The 18,527-nt window shown below is 59.2% G+C and carries 15 protein-coding genes; 7 read left to right on the top strand and 8 right to left on the bottom strand.

The features are described 5' to 3' along the window. Positions 1-11 precede the first annotated feature (11 nt). Together GOW56_RS07155 and GOW56_RS07150 are read right to left on the bottom strand one after the other, a co-directional pair. The gene (locus tag GOW56_RS07155) at positions 12-1,583 is read right to left on the bottom strand and encodes a Re/Si-specific NAD(P)(+) transhydrogenase subunit alpha (protein WP_171205444.1); all 1,572 of its coding nucleotides are present in this window, start codon (positions 1,581-1,583) and stop codon (positions 12-14) included. A 129-nt stretch (positions 1,584-1,712) separates the two neighbouring features. After that, positions 1,713-2,162 carry an isoprenylcysteine carboxylmethyltransferase family protein gene (locus GOW56_RS07150; RefSeq protein ID WP_171114979.1) on the bottom strand — a complete coding sequence of 150 codons (450 nt, stop codon included), beginning with the start codon at positions 2,160-2,162 and terminating at the stop codon, positions 1,713-1,715. A gap of 174 nt (positions 2,163-2,336) precedes the next feature. Here GOW56_RS07150 and kynU point away from each other — a divergent pair, with 174 nt between their 5' ends. Next, entirely contained in the window at positions 2,337-3,530 is a 1,194-nt protein-coding gene (gene kynU, locus GOW56_RS07145) for a kynureninase (protein ID WP_171205443.1), read from the top strand. On the opposite strand, the gene GOW56_RS07140 is transcribed toward kynU, so the two are convergent. Then, positions 3,523-4,101, bottom strand: coding sequence for a TetR/AcrR family transcriptional regulator (locus tag GOW56_RS07140; protein ID WP_171167273.1), 579 nt, complete (start codon positions 4,099-4,101; stop codon positions 3,523-3,525). The two genes, kynU and GOW56_RS07140, sit on opposite strands and share 8 nt — an antisense overlap. Positions 4,102-4,200: 99 nt before the next feature. Here GOW56_RS07140 and GOW56_RS07135 point away from each other — a divergent pair, with 99 nt between their 5' ends. Together GOW56_RS07135 and GOW56_RS07130 are read left to right on the top strand one after the other, a co-directional pair. Beyond that, positions 4,201-4,665, top strand: a complete 465-nt coding sequence (locus GOW56_RS07135) for a (2Fe-2S)-binding protein (protein ID WP_171205442.1) — start codon at positions 4,201-4,203, stop codon at positions 4,663-4,665. 3 nt (positions 4,666-4,668) lie between these two features. Then, complete coding sequence (locus GOW56_RS07130) at positions 4,669-6,909, top strand: xanthine dehydrogenase family protein molybdopterin-binding subunit (protein ID WP_171205441.1); 2,241 nt, start codon at positions 4,669-4,671, stop codon at positions 6,907-6,909. Positions 6,910-7,064: 155 nt separating this feature from the next. On the opposite strand, the gene GOW56_RS07125 is transcribed toward GOW56_RS07130, so the two are convergent. The 5 genes from GOW56_RS07125 to GOW56_RS07105 all read right to left on the bottom strand — a co-directional run bounded on the left by GOW56_RS07125 (position 7,065) and on the right by GOW56_RS07105 (position 12,255). Then, entirely contained in the window at positions 7,065-7,775 is a 711-nt protein-coding gene (locus GOW56_RS07125; RefSeq protein WP_171205440.1) for an autotransporter outer membrane beta-barrel domain-containing protein, read from the bottom strand. A 65-nt stretch (positions 7,776-7,840) separates the two neighbouring features. Continuing rightward, positions 7,841-8,092 (bottom strand): hypothetical protein, encoded by a 252-nt coding sequence (locus tag GOW56_RS07120; RefSeq protein ID WP_171114670.1) that lies wholly within the window; start codon positions 8,090-8,092, stop codon positions 7,841-7,843. 531 nt (positions 8,093-8,623) lie between these two features. Then, complete coding sequence (locus GOW56_RS07115) at positions 8,624-9,403, bottom strand: gamma-glutamyl-gamma-aminobutyrate hydrolase family protein (protein ID WP_171205439.1); 780 nt, start codon at positions 9,401-9,403, stop codon at positions 8,624-8,626. Positions 9,404-9,622: 219 nt separating this feature from the next. Next, positions 9,623-10,048, bottom strand: coding sequence for a heme-binding protein (locus tag GOW56_RS07110; protein WP_152458631.1), 426 nt, complete (start codon positions 10,046-10,048; stop codon positions 9,623-9,625). 71 nt (positions 10,049-10,119) lie between these two features. Next, on the bottom strand, positions 10,120-12,255 hold the full coding sequence (locus GOW56_RS07105) for a malate synthase G (RefSeq protein ID WP_171205438.1): 2,136 nt from the start codon (positions 12,253-12,255) through the stop codon (positions 10,120-10,122). A gap of 206 nt (positions 12,256-12,461) precedes the next feature. Between GOW56_RS07105 and pepN the strand changes: the two genes are divergently transcribed. The 4 genes from pepN to gatB all read left to right on the top strand — a co-directional run bounded on the left by pepN (position 12,462) and on the right by gatB (position 18,421). Then, positions 12,462-15,014 carry an aminopeptidase N gene (gene pepN, locus GOW56_RS07100; RefSeq protein WP_171205437.1) on the top strand — a complete coding sequence of 851 codons (2,553 nt, stop codon included), beginning with the start codon at positions 12,462-12,464 and terminating at the stop codon, positions 15,012-15,014. Then, positions 15,011-15,439 carry a hypothetical protein gene (locus GOW56_RS07095; RefSeq protein ID WP_171205436.1) on the top strand — a complete coding sequence of 143 codons (429 nt, stop codon included), beginning with the start codon at positions 15,011-15,013 and terminating at the stop codon, positions 15,437-15,439. Before pepN ends, GOW56_RS07095 begins: the two co-directional genes overlap by 4 nt. Before the next feature lie 129 nt (positions 15,440-15,568). Beyond that, on the top strand, positions 15,569-16,828 hold the full coding sequence (locus tag GOW56_RS07090) for a hypothetical protein (protein ID WP_254447169.1): 1,260 nt from the start codon (positions 15,569-15,571) through the stop codon (positions 16,826-16,828). Positions 16,829-16,909: 81 nt separating this feature from the next. After that, positions 16,910-18,421 (top strand): Asp-tRNA(Asn)/Glu-tRNA(Gln) amidotransferase subunit GatB, encoded by a 1,512-nt coding sequence (gene gatB / locus GOW56_RS07085; protein WP_171205435.1) that lies wholly within the window; start codon positions 16,910-16,912, stop codon positions 18,419-18,421. The last annotated feature ends 106 nt before the right edge of the window (positions 18,422-18,527 follow it).

Genomic DNA, 18,527 nt, shown 5'->3' with positions numbered 1-18,527 from the left:
GCCCGGCCTCCTTAAGATTTCTGGAACATGGCGAGCATGCGCCGGGTTACGAGGAAACCGCCGAAGATATTGATCCCGGCCATGAAGACGGACAGTGCCGCCAGCAGAATGACCAGGAACGACCCCGATCCGATCTGCATCAAAGCCCCGACGATGATGATCGACGAGATCGCGTTGGTGATCGCCATCAGCGGAGTGTGCAGGCTGTGCGCGACGTTCCAGATCACCTGGAAGCCCACAAAGATGGCCAGCACGAAGACGATGAAGTGCTGCATGAAACTGGCCGGAGCGATCAGCCCCACCAGCAGCATCAGCGCGCCCCCGACACCCAACAGGGTGAACTGCTGCTTGGTCTGCGCCTTGAAGGCCGCGATTTCCTGCGCCTTCTTTTCTTCCGGGGTCAGTTCCTTGACCTCGGGCTTTTTCTGCGCCGCGATCGCCTGCACCTTGGGTGGCGGCGGCGGGAAGGTGATCTCTCCCTCATAGGTCACGGTCGCGCCGCGGATCACGTCATCTTCCATGTCGTGATTGATCTGGCCGTCCTTTTCAGGCGTCAGATCGGTCATCATGTGACGGATGTTTGTCGCGTACAAAGACGAAGACTGCGCCGCCATCCGGCTGGGGAAGTCGGTATAGCCGATGATGGTCACGCCGTTGGGCGTCACGACCTTTTCGTCCGGCACGGTGCCTTCAACGTTCCCGCCGCGCTCGGCCGCAAGGTCAACGATGACCGAGCCCGGCTTCATTGCCTTGACCATGTCTTCCAGCCACAGCTTGGGCGCCGGACGGTTGGGGATCAGGGCCGTCGTGATGACAATATCCATTTCAGGGGCCAGCTCTCGGAACTTGGCCAGCTGCGCATTGCGGAACTCTTCTGACTGGACGGAAGCATACCCACCGGTGGACGCACCATCCTGCTGTTCTTCTTCGAAGTCCAGATAGACGAACTCGGCCCCCATCGATTCGACCTGCTCGGCCACCTCGGGGCGCACATCGAACGCGTAGGTGATTGCACCTAGCGAGGTTGAAGTGCCAATCGCGGCAAGCCCGGCAACACCGGCCCCGACGATCAAAACCTTCGCAGGCGGCACCTTGCCTGCCGCAGTCACCTGACCGGTGAAGAAACGGCCAAAGTTGTTGCCGGCTTCGATCACCGCGCGGTAGCCGGCAATGTTGGCCATCGACGACAATGCGTCCATCTTCTGCGCGCGAGAAATACGCGGCACCATTTCCATGGCGATCACGTTTGCGCCCTTGGACTTGGCAAGTTCCATTCCTTCTTCGTTTCCGGCAGGATTGAAGAAGGAAATCAGCGTCTTGCCCTTGGTCAGACGCTTCAGTTCCGTCTCGGTCGGGATACGAACCTTGGCGATGATATCTGCGGCCTTCCACAGCGATGCCGCGGTTTTGACAACCTCAACGCCCACAGCCTCATACGCCGCGTCCGAAAAACCGGCGGCAGCACCTGCGCCTTTTTCGATCAGGCACTCATAGCCCAGTTTTTGCAGTTGCACGGCCGAGTCCGGTGTCATCGCGACCCGGTTCTCGCCGTCCAGTATTTCCTTTGGCGTGCCTATCTTCACTGGCAGTCCCCCTAATTCTTACTCGGTCTGAGCGGGTGATCGGTATTCTTTGTTAAGCAAAGATGTATCCTGCGCAACATTATTTCGCAAGCGCAGCATTTTTGACGTGATGTCATTGCGGAATCCACCCTAAATCCAGCGCCGTGTCTTGCGTTCGTAACGCGCGAAGTCGGCGCGAAAGGTACGACGCAGGCGGTCTTCTTCCGGTAGGATGAACCTACGCTCCAACACCCAGACGAAGACTGGCACAAGAACCAGAGACAGGACGGCATCAAACCGAAGGATAAGACCCGCAAGAATCAGAACGTCGCCCACATAGATCGGATTGCGACTGCGCTTGTAGATGCCGGATTGCACCATTGATGACGGGGTTTCATGCGGGATGACGGTTGTCTTGTGACGGCGGAATTCGACCACCGCCAGAACAGCCATCAGGATTCCACCTCCGATCAACACCCCGCTCAGAAGATCCGTCAAACCACCCTCAAGCGACAGGCCCAGCTTCAGATACCTGGCCTGCAACCAGGCAAGAGCTGCAAAAGCAATCAACCAAACCGGCGGAACGTCCATCCAGCGCATGCAAAGCCCTCATTGAATGACGACAAGATCAAGCACATGTCGCTTCTGCGCGATGTCCTACCGCTTTTGAGCCAAAATGGCAAAAGACCAGTATGTCGCATCGCATGGACTCATTATCGCGGATCGACTACCTCAATAGCAATCACCGACGTTCACACGAGTTAGCGAGCCTTCATGACTGATTTTGCGGCAACCAAAGCCATGTTCGACCTGCCAGAGGGCGTCATCTATCTGGATGGCAACTCTCTGGGCCCCCTGCCGAAATCAGCCGGTGCCCGAGTGCAACGGATGCTGACGGACGAATGGGGCCAGATGCTGATCACCGGATGGAACAAGGCTGGTTGGATGGCCCTGCCCACCGCGCTTGGTGACCGGATTGGCCGCCTGATCGGAGCAGAGCCCGGCAGTGTGGTGACCGGAGACACCTTGTCGATCAAGGTCTATCAGGCCGTGGCCTCGGCCCTTGACCTGAATCCGGATCGCAAAGTGGTTCTGTCCGACAACGGCAACTTTCCTTCGGACCTGTATATGGCGGATGGCTTGCTGCGCTCGCTTGGGGACGCGTATGAGTTGCGCGTCGTTGATCCCGAAGCTGTGGCCGGCGCAATCACCGAAGAGGTCGCTGTTCTTATGTTGACCGAGGTGGATTATCGCTCGGGTCGGATGCACGACATGAAGGCGCTGACCGAACTGGCGCATGCCAACGGCGTGGTAACGGTCTGGGATCTGGCCCATTCCGCGGGGGCCATCCCCGTCGACCTTTCAGGGTGCAACGCCGATTTCGCGGTCGGGTGTACGTACAAATACCTAAACGGCGGCCCCGGCGCGCCAGCCTTCATCTATGTCGCGCCGAGGTTGGCGGAACGCACACGCCCCGCCTTGTCCGGATGGCTGGGGCACGAAGCACCGTTTGCCTTCGATCTCGACTACCGCCCCGGCAGCGGCATTGAACGGATGCGGGTGGGAACGCCGCCCATCATCCAGATGACGGCCTTGTCGGCTGCGATGGACATCTGGGATCTGGCGGACATGACCGACGTCCGGGCCAAATCGATTGAACTGACCGAGCTTTTCATAGAACGCGTCGAGGCAACCTGCCCGGATCTGCAACTGGCCAGCCCCCGTGATCCGCAGCAGCGCGGCAGCCAGATCTCGTTCCGTTTCAAGGAAGGGTATGCCGCCATGCAGGCCCTGATCGCCCGTGGCGTGATCGGAGATTTTCGAGCACCCGACATAATGCGGTTCGGCTTTACACCTTTGTATATCGACGAATGCGATATCGAACGCGCCGTCGGGATTATGGCCGATATCATGCAGAACCGCCTGTGGGACACGCCCGAATACAGGATCCGTCAGCGCGTTACCTGACTTCGAGTCCGGCGCCGAAAAGGGCCGCGACCTGTGCGACCTGCTGTTCATAAACCTCGGCCCCGGCGCCAATCAGCTTCAGCCCCTTGAGCGTGGCCGTGATCGTCCGACCGGTCTCTGCCGCGTCAGCCAGCAGGCGAACCCGGCCCGCCTTTTCCTGTTGCGTCAGCCAGTCCGCATAGAGCGCGGCCAGCTTGGCCTCACCCGCCGCGATGATTTCCCCAGACAGGGATTTTGTGTTGTCGAGCATTTCAAGCCCGTGGGGCGAGGCCAGAATTTTTGCCATCCCCTCGGTCTGCGCCTGAATTGCGCGGGTCAGAACCTCAGGCACGGACCCCTGCGTCGCCAGCGCTTCGGCCACCGCAACGCTCTTTTCGGCATAGTACAGCTCGGTCAGCTTGCTGACGATCGCCTCTTTGTTCTTGTAATGCAGATACACCGCCGGCCGAGACATCCCCGCGCCGCGCGCGATATCGTCCATCGAGGTCTTTCGGTATCCATAAGTGGAAAACGCCTGAAACGCCGAGTTCAGGATCGCCTGTTGCCGTGAGCCGTCACCATTGTCTTTCATATACGAAGCCCTGACATTTTTTGTTCAATTTGTCAATTGACATCCTGACACTTTCGTCCAATTATGTCAGAAACCAGCCACAGCAACACGAGGTGCGCCATGGCGACGACCCTGAAGATCAACGGCAAGCAACATCAGGTGGATCTGCCTGATGACGTCCCCCTTCTTTGGGTTCTGCGGGACGAGGTCGGGCTGACCGGCACCAAGTTCGGCTGCGGCGTGGCCGCATGCGGGGCCTGCACCGTGCACATTGATGGCGAGGCCGTGCGCTCGTGCCAGGTGGCGCTGTCGGATGTCTGGGGTGACGTGACCACGATCGAAGGGCTCGGCTCACCGGACGCGCTGGCCACGATCCAACAGGCCTGGATCGAACATCAGGTCGCGCAGTGCGGATACTGCCAGTCGGGCCAGATCATGCAGGCCGCTGCATTGCTGGCGGAAAACCCGGACCCCACTGACGCAGACATCGACCAAGCGATGCAGGGCAACCTGTGCCGCTGCGGCACCTATCCCCTTATCCGCGCAGCAATCCATGACGCGGCATCCAAGCTGAAGGAGGCGTAAGCAATGGCTTCCGTTGGAAAAATCCTCCGCCGTACGTTCCTGATCGGCTCTGCCGCGATCGTTGGCGGCGTGGCCTTTGGCACCTATTACGTTACCCGCCCCGCGGCCAACCCCTTGAAGCCCGGTGAAGGCGAGGCGGCACTGAACCCGTTTGTTCTGATTGACCAGAATGGCGTCACCTTGTTCGCGCCCCGCGCGGAAATGGGCCAGGGCGTCCGAACCACATGGGCCGCGCTGATCGCCGAAGAACTGGATGTCGATCTGGATCAGATCACCGTTCTGCATGGCCCCGCTGCGGCGGCCTATTACAACTCGGCCCTTGTGGGCGAAGGGTTGCCGAACAAGGGGTACGATATCTCGAATTTCCAGCACAATCTGGGCGAGGCACTGGGGGTACTGGGCAAGACGCTCAGCCTGCAAGTCACGGGTGGCTCGACCTCGATGAAAGATGGGTTCGACCGAATGCGGCAAGCCGGTGCTTCGGCCCGTGAAACACTCAAACGCGCTGCCGCAGACCGGTTGGGCGTCGACCCCTCAGATCTGAAAACGGCGTCAGGCCATGTCATTGCACCCAACGGCGACAAGATCGCCTATTCAATGCTTGCCGAGGATGCCGCCGGGCTGGAACCCGTTGAGGTACCGTTGCGAGACCCGTCTGAATGGCGCTACCTGGGCCGAAGCCAACCGCGTCTCGACATGATGGGCAAGGCGACGGGCACCGCTGAATTCGGCGTCGATGTCCGCCTGCCGGGCATGAAATTCGCCAGCGTGCGAATGAATCCCAAACTGGGCGGCGCGATGAACGGCTTTGACGACAGCGCCGCAAGATCCATGCCCGGGGTTGAGAAGGTCGTCGATCTGGGCACAGGCGTGGCCGTGATCGCAAGCAACACATGGTTGGCCAATCAGGCAGTCGAGGCCATTGATGTCGATTGGGGCGACGCGCCCTATCCGCCGGAAACCGAAGACATCTTTGCCAGGATCGCCGAGGCGTTTGACGACGCACCGAACTCGACCATGCGCGACGACGGCGATGTCAGCGCGAGCCCGGAAAACGCCACTGAAATCACCGCCGAGTATCGCGTGCCCTATCTGGCCCATGCAACGATGGAGCCAATGAATGCCACCGCGCTCTACACGGGAAATGCGTTGGAACTCTGGTGCGGCAACCAGGCCCCCACACTTATTCAGTTCCGCGTTGCCAACACTGCCGGTCTGGATACCGAAGCCGTCCAAATCCACACCACCTATCTGGGTGGCGGGTTTGGTCGCAGGGGAGAACTGGATTTCGGCGAAATCGCAACCAAGGTTGCCATGGCCATGCCCGGCACACCGGTTCAGACAACCTGGAGCCGCGAAGAGGACATGCGTCACGACTATTTCCGCCCCGGCGCCATCGCCCGGATGCGCGGCGCGGTTCAGGACGGCAAGGCCGTGCTCATTGACGGGAAGGTCGCGGCCCAATCTCCGACCCAACAGGCGGTCGAGCGCTACACCGGGTTCCCCGGCGGCGGCCCTGACAAGGTGCTGGTCGAAGGTTTCTTCAACCAGCCCTACGCGGTACCGAATTACCGCATGAGCGGCCACATTGCTGATTTGGCTGTTCCCGTGGGGTTTTGGCGCTCGGTCGGCAACAGCCATAACGGCTTTTTTCACGAGACATTCATGGATGAGATGGCTCATGCCGCAAGCCGTGACCCGCTGGAGTTCCGGCTGGACCTGATGAAGAACGAACACGCGCCGTCGGCGGGATGTTTGGAAGCCGTGAAGGACATGTCAGGCTGGACGGGTCAAACGACCGAAGGCGTCGGCCGGGGCGTGGCCTTCACATACAGCTTCGGCACCCCGGTGGCCCAGGTCATCGAAGTGGTCGACGAAGACGGCACCATCCGCATCAGCAAGGCCTGGATTGCCTGCGACATGGGGCTGGCGCTGGACCCGGAAAACGTCAAGGCACAGATGTTCGGCGGCATGATGTACGGCCTGTCTGCCGCATGTTTCGGCGAGATCACCTTTGCGGAAGGCGAAGTCGAGCAGTTCAACTTCCCCGACTATGACGCGATGCGGATGCACACAGCCCCGCAGGTCGAGGTGCGCGTGCTGGAAACCAATCGGCATATGGGCGGTGCGGGCGAGCCCGGAACACCGCCTTCGATGCCGGCACTTGGCAATGCGCTATTCGACCTGACGGGCAAGCGCGCACGTTCCCTTCCGCTGATCAATCAGTTCAACCTATTGATCTGATCGTCTTGGTGCCGCCTTTTGACTTGAGGCGGTGCTTTCCTTTTTCGCCCCTTTAGGATCAGAAGCTGACAGAAAGAAAAATGGACGCTTCGGTCGTATCCAGATCATCGTCGAACAAACTCAGATATCTCAGTGTCGCCTCGACAAAAACGGCCTCACTCGCGCGCGCACACCCCCACGCGCGAGGCCCAAGTCAAGTCGGTCTGCGATCCAGCGTCTAATCCAACATTTTTACGGTCGAACCAGTAGGTCGCGCTCAGCGTCGCAAACGGAGACACGATTGATCGCGAAGTGACAAATGGCCTGCTGATTTCCAACTCAGGTGTTAAGGCGCTGTAACTCGCTGAAGCAACTTCGCCAACTATGTTGACCGGAACACCTGCCACAGTGCCGCTCAGATCATAGTCTTCTGCGCTGTAGTTGTAATAGTCATAGGCAATCGACGGACGTAACAGGAAATTCCCGGCCTCGTACTGACCGATCGCCTCCAGATTGGCTCGCCACCGGGTCCGGTCGAAATCGCCACTTAACCCCAGCACGTTCACATCCGTCGAAAACTCGCCGAAGGTCGCCAGTCCATTCAGCACCCATCTCTCGGACATGCGCCAGGCAATATAGGGGCCCGCAGCAAGCCCTTTAGTGTCTTGTCTGAATTGACCCTGAAACCCTTCGACATCAAGGTTTTCATATTCAACCTGAAATCCAACGACCAAGTCCGGCCTGACAAGCCTGTCGAACCCCACCGCAAAATAGTTGTCATTTATGTCGACTTCTCTAACCCCGCGCGTGTCTTCGATTTCGGTATAGGTGAAATCAGTCCATACATTCCATGTGGACGGCGGCGCGAGATCTCGGCCTTCGGTCAAAGGAGGGCCCACAATAGGAGCAGTAACAGAGGGATCACATAATGCCGCGTCAAGTTTACCCGTCGCTACGTCAACACACTCAACACCGACAGCGTATACCCCGTCAGCAGCACTTTGTGGTCGAGTACGAGGTATAGCGGCCGCAGTTCCACCTCCAGCAAAGCCACCACCAGAGCCACCGGAACCGCCACCGGAGCCACCTGAACTGCCACCACTGCCAAAGCCGCCGCCGGAGCCACCTGAGCCACCTCAACCGCCAAAGCCGCCGCCCGAGCCACCTGAACCGCCACCGGAGCCGCCTCCGCCGCCACCTCCACCGGGCAAGCTCCAGTTTCTCTGTTGGTTTTGCGTATCGATCAGGCAATCCTTGCCATTTGGTGCTCCACCGATTTCGAACAATCGGTGCATTCCACCATTTCCGTTTGAGACAAAGGGTGAAAAACTTAGATGAACGCCTCTGCGAGACTTGTTCCACGTGTCCACCGTTGTGTTGCCTTGCGCGGCTTCCAAACGAAAACCGCCTTGCTCAGTCGCAGACAACCAAACGGAGGATGCTGAATCACGCGTGCGTCCGATGTAGAGCAGTTCACCTAAAGAACCACACTGCTGCGCATCACTTCAGCTGCGAAACCGGAAGTTGCTAATAATGTCACTGCGAGAAACCTAACTGAACACAGTCGCCTTTGGGTTGATCCTTGCATATCTCAATCTCGCACCGTTTCGTGGCATCGGGGGCAAGCATTCAGACCTGCTGGCAGATAAACAAAGGTATTGGGCTCGTCTCATAAACAATTATTCGAATGTTGCGATTCAGAGACGGGGAATCGAGGGTAGCCCGCTGGCGCCGGTCAAGCAGATTGCCTTAGCCTTGCAGAACGATTTCTACAATTCCAGTTTCTAACCGCATCACCGAAGGCTTCGAACAGGGGGCGCGAGACCGGGTCATTGATCGCGTCCCATTCCGGATGCCACTGAACCGACAAGGTAAAGCCGGGCGCATCCTTGATGTAGATCGCCTCGGGCGTCCCGTCCGGTGCATGGCCATCAATGACCACGCGCTGCCCAATCGTTTTGATGCCCTGACCGTGCAAGGTGTTGGTCATGACCTCGGTTGCGCCGAACAGTTTGTGGAAAACGCCGCCGTTTTCCAGTGCCACCACATGGCGCAGAGCAAACTTTTCCTCCAGGGTTCCATCGGGCGGCATCCGGTGGTTCATCCGCCCCGGCAGGTCGCGTATCTCGGGATAAAGCGTTCCGCCCATGGCAACGTTAACTTCCTGAAACCCCCGGCAGATGCCCAAAAACGGCTGTCCCCTTTCAACGCAGGCGCGAACCAACGGCAGAGTTATGGCGTCGCGTGCCCGGTCGAATTCGCCATGTGCTTCGGTTGCAGGTTCCCCGTATTCTTCCGGGTGCACGTTCGGGCGACCGCCTGTCAGCAGAAAGCCGTCACAGACCTCCAGCAACTCATCTACCGACACGTAACGCGGATCTGCGGGTATTAACAACGGAAGACATCCTGACACGTTGGCCACGGCATCCGAATTCATCGTTCCCCCAGCATGTGTGGGGTATTGATCGTTCATGAGGTACGAGTTGCCGATGATACCGACGACAGGCCGAGACATTCCGCTTTCCCTGCTGTTGTTGTGCCTGTCAAGGAAGCTAGCGGCAGCGGATTTAACGTGCAAGAATACACGCCCTGCATGAAAGCGCAGGGACGTGTTCGAAGACGCACTGTACGTTCTGGTCTGCCCAGCTTAATTGGAAAAATTTTCCAACAAACAGCTACGCGGGGGAATAATTTCCCCACTCAGATGGAAAGACGTATAAATACAACGCTCTCGTTAAATCTCACCGATCAGGCCGGCTGCCTCAATTCCCGCCATTGCGGCCAGCGCATCATTGTCTGATGTATCTCCGGTAACCCCAACGGCGCCGATCACGGCCCCCTTGCGATCACGCAACAGCACGCCACCCGGAACAGGCACGACCTGACCACCATAGACGCCATTTACCGAGGCCATGAAATAGGCCTGTGTTTCAGCGCGTTGCATCTGCGCAGTGCCCGCCATTCCCAGCATGACCGACCCATAGGCCTTGCCCTGCGCAATCCCGAACCGGCCCGGTGCTGCACCATCCTCGCGCTCGAACGCAATGACATGCCCACCGGCGTCCAGAACCACGACGGAGAGCGGCTTCAACTCCATCTCTCGGCCCTTTTCCAGGGTTTTTCGGATGATGGTGCGGGCCTTGCGTAGGGAAACTGACATCTGAAGGTCCTCTCGTCAGATTGAAGTTCGACAAAGCCCACAAACGATCGGTCTGTGGGCTTTTTTCGGTGTTATCTTTGGCTGGCTTTCGATTCCAGACGGCGCGCATGCAGGACCGGCTCGGTATAGCCCGACGGCTGAACCCGGCCCTTGAACACCAGATCGCAGGCCGCCTGAAAGGCGATACCGTCAAATCCCGGCGCCATCGGTGTGTAATTCGGATCGTCTACATTCTGGCGATCCACGACGGCGGCCATCTTTTGCAGTGCGGCCATGACCTGAGCTTCATCCACGATGCTGTGATGCAGCCAATTGGCCAGTGCCTGCGACGAAATCCGGCACGTCGCGCGGTCTTCCATCAGGCCGACATCGTTGATGTCGGGCACCTTGGAACAGCCAACGCCCTGATCGACCCAACGCACGACATAGCCAAGGATACCCTGCGCATTGTTTTCAAGTTCACGCGTGATTTCCTCGTCACTCAGATTGCGCCCAGCCAGCAAGGGGATGGTCAACAGATCCTTCAACGTACCACGTGCGCCGCCTGCGGCCAACTCGTCCTGACGGGCCAGCACATCGACCTTGTGGTAATGCGTTGCGTGCAGGGTTGCGGCCGTGGGCGACGGCACCCAGGCACATGTCGCTCCGGCCATGGGGTGGCCGATCTTGACCTCAAGCATATCGCCCATGCGATCCGGCATAGCCCACATGCCCTTGCCGATCTGCGCCTTGCCCTTCAGGCCACAGGCCAGACCAATATCGACATTGCGATCTTCATAGGCCGCAATCCATGGCGTATTCTTGATGTCACCCTTGGGCAGCATCGGACCGGCCTGCATCGAGGTATGAATTTCATCGCCTGTCCTGTCCAGGAAACCCGTGTTGATAAAGGCGACCCGTGATTTTGCGGCGCGAATGCACTCTTTGAGGTTGACCGAGGTTCGACGTTCCTCATCCATGATGCCCAGTTTCACCGTGTTGCGCGGCAGGCCCAGAATGTCTTCGACCATGTCGAATATCTCGACCGAAAACGCAACTTCCTCGGGCCCGTGCATCTTGGGCTTCACCACATAGACAGAGCCCTCGACAGAATTGCCCCCGTCTTGCTTCAGGTCGTGCATGGCGATCAGGGTGGTGCACAGAGCATCCATAAGGCCTTCGCCGATCTCGCGCCCTTCTGCGTCAAGCACGGCCGGGTTGGTCATCAGGTGACCCACGTTGCGCACGAGCATCAGCGACCGGCCTTTCAGCTTGGCCTGATCACCCGACGGAGTGATAAAGCTCAGGTCCTCGGCCAGTTTCCGAGTGAACGTGGTGCCGCCCTTGGTGACCTCTTCGGTCAGGTCGCCTTTCATGAGGCCCAACCAGTTGCCATAGGCCACGACCTTGTCGGCAGCATCGACGCAGGCAACCGAGTCTTCACAATCCATGATGGTGGACAGCGCGGATTCCAGCCGGACATCTGCGATGCCCGCGGGATCGGTCGCGCCTATGTTGCTTGTGGGGTCGATCATGATCTGGATGTGCAGACCGTTGTTTTTCAACAGCACAAAGTCGGGCTTGTCTGCCGAACCGCCAAACCCGGCAAATTGGGCGGGATCGCCCAGCGCAGGGGTCAACGCACCGTCGGTGATACCCAATTCGGTGACATCCGCCCATGATCCCGACGCCAGAGGCACGGCATCATCCAGAAACGCCTTGGCCCATGCGATCACCCGCGCGCCGCGCGCCGCATCATAGCCACCGCTTGCCGGCAGATCCCCCATTGCATCCGTTCCGTACAGCGCATCATAAAGGCTGCCCCAGCGCGCGTTGGCCGCGTTCAGGGCAAAGCGTGCATTGGTAATCGGAACAACCAGTTGCGGGCCCGGGATCAGGGCGATCTCGGGGTCGACATTGGCCGTTTCAATCTGGAATTCGTCGCCTTCTTCGACCAGATACCCGATCTCTTTCAGGAAAGCCTCATATTCAGCGGCATCGGTGTTCTGCCCCTTTCGGGACATGTGCCACCCATCGATGCGGCTTTGGATCTCGGCCCGTTTGGCCAGCAGCTCACGGTTTTTCGGCCCCAGTTCGTTCACCATCCGCGCCATGCCGGCCCAGAACTTCTGCGAAGAGACGCCCGTGCCCGGCAGCGCTTGCGTCTCGATGAACTCAGCCAAAACCGGATCGATCTGCAGTCCGCTCAGGGTCTGTCTGTCCGTCATATTCCTGCTCTCCTGCAATTGTGCGCCATTGTATGCACTGTGACTTAGGCGGAAAGTTTCCGATAGGCAACTTTCATCCCGTCATTTGGGGCATTCGCTTCGGCTTGAAGCTGTTTCAAAAACCTCAAGGCAATGGCAGGGCCGGTTGCAGCGCCGGAACGAAGCCCCTAACGTCGCGCCAGTCCCGAACAGATACGAGGCCCAAGATGCGCGACGCTGCCCCTACCACGATCTACCTGAAAGACTACACACCGTTTGGCTATCTGGTGGACAGCGTGCACCTGACCTTTGATCTGGACGCGCACGCCACGCGCGTCACCTCGCGCATTGCGTTCCGGCCCAATCCTGACGCCACTGACCGCACATTCTTTCTGCATGGGGAAGAATTGAAACTGATCCGCGCCGCCATTGACGGGGCCGAGATCACGCCGGACGTGACCGATAAAGGACTAACCGCAGATGTCCCGGACGCGCCGTTCATGTGGGAAGCCGAGGTCGAAATCGACCCCGGAAACAACACCGCGCTGGAAGGTCTGTACATGTCGAACGGCATGTACTGCACCCAGTGCGAGGCCGAGGGGTTCCGCAAGATCACCTTCTATCCCGACCGTCCCGACGTGATGTCCACCTTCACCGTTCGGATCAACGGCGACCTGCCGGTTCTGCTGTCGAACGGCAACCCGTCGGGCAAGGGCGATGGCTGGGCTGAATGGGTCGATCCATGGCCCAAACCCGCCTATCTGTTCGCTCTGGTCGCCGGAGACCTGATCGCACGTCCCGGTCAGTTCACCACCAGGTCAGGTCGCACCGTCGAACTGAATCTCTGGGTCCGTCCCGGAGACGAGGGGAAATGCGCTTTCGGCATGGAGGCGTTGAAGAAGTCGATGAAATGGGACGAGGATGTCTATGGCCGTGAATACGATCTGGACGTCTTCAACATCGTCGCCGTCGATGACTTCAACATGGGCGCGATGGAAAACAAGGGGCTGAACATCTTCAACTCGTCGGCCGTTCTCGCCAGTCCCGAAACTTCGACCGACGCCAATTTCGAACGGATCGAGGCGATCATCGCGCATGAGTATTTTCACAACTGGACCGGCAACCGCATCACATGCCGCGACTGGTTCCAGCTGTGCCTCAAGGAAGGTCTGACAGTTTTCCGGGATGCGCAATTCACCTCGGACATGCGCTCGGCCCCGGTGAAGCGCATCCACGATGCCATAGACCTGCGTGCCCGGCAGTTCCCCGAGGACAACGGTCCGTTGTCGCATCCAGTGCGGCCAGAAAGCTTTCAGGAGATCAACAACTTCTACACCGCCACGGTTTACGAAAAAGGTGCCGAGGTCATCGGCATGCTGAAACGGTTGGTCGGGGATGCGGCCTATGCCAAGGCGCTTGATCTGTATTTTGAACGCCATGACGGTCAGGCCTGCACGATCGAGGACTGGCTGAAGGTTTTCGAAGACACCACTGGGCGCGATCTGACACAATTCAAACGTTGGTACAGCCAGTCGGGCACTCCGCGCATCAGGGTTCAGGAAGACTGGGCCGACGGCACCTATACACTTACGCTGAAACAGCGAACCGATCCCACGCCGGGACAGGAGGCGAAACTGCCTCAGGTCATCCCGGTTGCAGTCGGCCTGATTGGGCCCAACGGCGATGAGGTTCGCGCGACCGAAGTGCTGGAACTGACACAGGCCGAACAGAGCTTTGCGTTCACTGGCCTTGCGGCGAAACCCACAGCATCGATCCTGCGCGATTTCTCGGCACCTGTCATTCTGGAACATGACCAGTCGAACGCGGAACGCGCGTTTCTTCTGGCGCATGACACGGACCCGTTCAACCGTTGGCAGGCAGGACGGGATCTGGCGCAGGACACCCTGATGCGGATGATCCTTAAGGATGCGGCACCGGATACCGATTACCTTGACGGATTGTTGACTGTGCTGCGCAATGACGAACTGGACCCGGCCTACCGTGCGTTGATGCTGGGATTGCCGACACAATCGGAATTGGCAGCGGCCCTGCATGACCGTGGCCACACGCCCGACCCCATGGCGATCTGGGCCGCGGTGGAAACGCTGCGGCAGGCAACTGCCCAGACCGTACAGGATTTGCTGCCCCGCCTGCACAGTGAGGCTTTGGTGGACGGCCCCTACAGCCCGGACGCCGAGCAGTCCGGCAAACGGGCACTTGGCAGCGCTGCGCTGGCACTGACCTCTCGTCTGGATGGTGGGGCGATGGCGACTGAGGTGTACGACACAGCCGACAACATGACATTGCAACTGACTGCGCTGTCTTGCCTTTTACGCGCCCGCAAGGGTGAGGCGCAGTTGGGCGCATTCTACGACCAGTGGCAGCATGACCGGCTGGTCATGGACAAATGGTTTGGCCTGCAAGTCGCGATGGCAGCACCCGAGGCGACAGCCGCGATTGCCGCGACCCTGACCGAGCATGCGGATTTCAACTGGAAAAACCCGAACAGGTTCCGCGCCGTCATGGGGGCCCTGGCGATGAACCACGCAGGGTTCCACCAACCGGATGGCGCCGGATACGCCCTGCTGGCCGACTGGCTGATCCGTCTGGACCCGGTGAACCCACAGACCACGGCCCGAATGTGCTCGGCGTTCCAGACCTGGAAACGGTATGATCCGGATCGTCAGGCCCTGATGCGTGCGCAGCTTGCCCGCATCGCGGAAACACCGAATCTGTCGCGGGACACGACCGAAATGGTGTCCCGCATCCTCGGCGCATGACGCCTTACAGCTTTGCCCGCAGCAACCGGAATTTGCGAACGCTGGCCATCCTGGCCGGTGTTTATGCGGCGTTGCTGGCGCTGGTTGTCCTGTTTGACGCGGCCTGGTGGATCGCGGGGCTGCTGTCCCTGGCCACCCTGCCCGCACTTTGGGACGTGGTTCAGAACACCCGCGCGGGCATGCAATTGGATCAGGATGCACTGAGCTGGTTCACGGGCAACCGACAGGGAGAGATCGCGCTGCGCGACATCGACCATTTCCGTTTTGACACCCGTTGGGATTTCTCGGTTCGAGTGTCGATCTTTCTGCATTCCGGCAACCGAATCCGTCTGCCTGACGAGTCGCTTCCGCTGCATCGGGATTTGGAAACCCTTCTGAAACAAGCCGGATTTCGCGTAGAACGGCATCATTTCACTGTTTTCTGAAACACTGGACCTTTGAGGGGCGAATTGGACACAAAAGAAAGAAATTAATAGGCAATTTACTTGATTTGAACCCGATATCCCGCCAGACTTCGGTGTCAGTTATACGTTTTTACAGTTTTGAGTATCGCCATGTTTCGGTCGCTAAGGGCACTGTTCGCCCCATCCACAGCTACTCCTACAAATGCTTCAGCAGACCTGTGCGCGACGAAATCCGCGCTTGCGGCCGCCTTGCCCGAGCAGGGTCAGCTCAATATTCCCGTTGCAAAGCCCGACCGCGATGATCTGATCGGACATTCCACGATCGAACATGGCCGCTACCTCGCCCGGCAGGACCGCTGGGCAGAGCTGTCGCAGGAAATGCGCGTGGCTGATCAGGATCGCGCCGCCGTTGCAGATGGTATGCCGGTGGCCGATCTGCTGGCGTTCGGTGCCAGATCGGACGTTGTTCTGGCCGCTGAACATGCGCTCTCGGATGGCGCGGCCATCTCGGATTACGACCTGTTGGGTGGCATCTCGGAACTTGAAGGCGAGATGGCGGACAACCCTGATGACCCGATGATCGCCACCGTCGTTGCCCTTGCCCATATCGATCTGGCGTGGGCATGGCGCGGGACGGCCTCGGACGCGACGCTGCCACCTTTGCATCGGTCACGCTGCGCCGCGCATTTCGACCGGGCCGCAGCAATCCTGCCCAAATGCAGAAAGGATGCTCCCGACAGCCCCCTGATTGCAGCGACCGGATGTGCGCTGCTGGCTGGTCAGCGCAAATCCAACGCGCGGGTGGCCGAGGAATACGAACGGCTGATCACGCTGGATCCATGCAATCAGCGCCACATGCGCGCGATGGGCAGCCACCTTCTGCCCCGGTGGTTCGGCAGCTACGAAGAGCTGGAGCTGCAAGCCTTGCGTACAGCCGCCAGGACACAGGATATCTGGGGCGCGGGCGGATACACATGGGTTCAGTTCGACGCTATTGCATTGGACGAAGAGGCCTGTGCCCGCGTCGATATCGAGTATTTCCTTGAAGGTCTGCGCGATATCCTGCGCCTGCGGCCCGATCAGCAGATGATCAACATGCTGTCATCCTACTGCGCGATCACTGTCCAGAACGGATTTGGCCTGAACGATCAGGCCGACCTTGTCCGTTCGCAGATGCGCGACACGGCAAACCGGCTTATCCGCGATCACCTGACAGAATTGCACCCGTTGATCTGGGCGCATGCGGCCAACGGTTTCAACAATTCCGTCCGCATAAACTCGCCCGAACGATTTGCAGCGCGCGGTCAGCGCGATGCCTTGCGCGCCATCTCGGATCTGTTCCGGGAAGAACTGCGCAGCGGAATGGATGTGACATTCACACCGTCGGGCCTGCGGTTTTCCCAGAACTGAACACGACAGGATTCCCCCTTGCCCCTAGGCCCTCCCGGGCCTAATACGCAGGCTTAGACTTCTGCGGAAATGAGGCGCGCCATGCTCGATCTGACATACGAAATGCCCAAACCCAAAACCATTGCCGGGGCCAAGCACGATTGGGAACTGGTGATCGGGATGGAGGTGCATGCTCAGGTCTCATCCAATGCCAAGCTGTTTTCGGGTGCATCCACCCAATTCGGGGCCGAGCCGAATTCAAACGTGGCCTTCGTGGACGCGGCGATGCCGGGGATGCTGCCGGTGATCAATAAATACTGCGTGGAACAGGCAGTGCGCACCGGACTGGGCCTGAAGGCGGATATCAATCTGAAATCGGCCTTTGACCGCAAGAATTATTTCTACCCCGACCTGCCGCAAGGGTATCAGATTTCCCAGCTCTACCACCCCATCGTGGGCGAAGGCGAAGTGCTGGTCGAACTGGGCGACGGTACCGCGCGAAAGGTGCGGATCGAGCGCATCCACATGGAGCAGGACGCGGGTAAGTCGATCCACGACATGGATCCGCATATGTCCTTCGTCGACCTGAACCGCACCGGTGTCTGCCTAATGGAGATCGTCAGCCGCCCCGACATCCGCGGGCCGGAAGAGGCCGCGGCCTATATCGCCAAGCTGCGCCAGATCATGCGTTATCTGGGTACCTGCGACGGCAACATGCAGAACGGCAACCTGCGGGCCGATGTGAACGTCTCGATCTGTTTGCCCGGCGCCTATGAGAAGTATCAGGAAACACAGGATTTTTCGCATCTGGGCACGCGCTGCGAGATCAAGAACATGAACTCGATGCGCTTCATCCAGCAAGCGATCGAGGTTGAAGCCCGTCGTCAGATCGCCATCGTCGAGGCCGGCGGCGAGGTCGAGCAGGAAACGCGTCTGTACGATCCGGACAAGGGTGAAACCCGTTCGATGCGGTCCAAGGAAGAAGCGCATGATTACCGCTATTTCCCCGACCCCGACCTGCTGCCTCTGGAAATCGAGCAGGCCTGGGTCGATGATATCGCCGCTAGGCTGCCCGAGCTTCCCGATGAGAAAAAGGCGCGTTTTATCAATGACTTCGGCCTGACCGACTATGACGCATCCGTGCTGACCGCCGAGGTCGAATCCGCCGCCTATTTCGAGGAAGTGGCCAAGGGCCGCAACGGAAAACTGGCGGCGAACTGGGTCATCAACGAGCTGTTCGGCCGCCTGAAGAAAGACGACCGCGACATCACCGACTCGCCGGTTTCACCCGCGCAGCTGGGCGGGATCATCGACCTGATCGCCTCGGACGCGATTTCGGGCAAGATCGCCAAGGAGCTGTTCGAGATCGTCTATACCGAAGGCGGCGACCCGGCGCAGATCGTCGAGGAACGTGGCATGAAGCAGGTGACCGACACCGGCGCGATCGAGGCCGCGCTGGACGAGATCATCGCCGCCAACCCGGCGCAGGTCGAGAAGGCGAAGGTGAACCCGAAACTGGCGGGCTGGTTCGTGGGTCAGGTCATGAAAGCCACCGGCGGCAAGGCGAACCCGAAAGCCGTCAACGAACTGGTCAGCAAGAAGCTAGGGTCGTAAACCTTTCGTTTTGTACAAGCCTGCCGGCAATCTTTGGCGGGTTTGTACAAGCCGGTTTCTCACGAAATCTCAAGACTTGGGGTCAAGCCATCGGCTTGACTTCTTG

Source organism: Ruegeria sp. HKCCA0235A (assembly GCF_013033235.1).
Taxonomy (GTDB): domain Bacteria; phylum Pseudomonadota; class Alphaproteobacteria; order Rhodobacterales; family Rhodobacteraceae; genus Ruegeria.
Note: the sequence above shows the minus strand (reverse complement) of the source record. Positions and strands in the feature narration are given on the sequence as shown.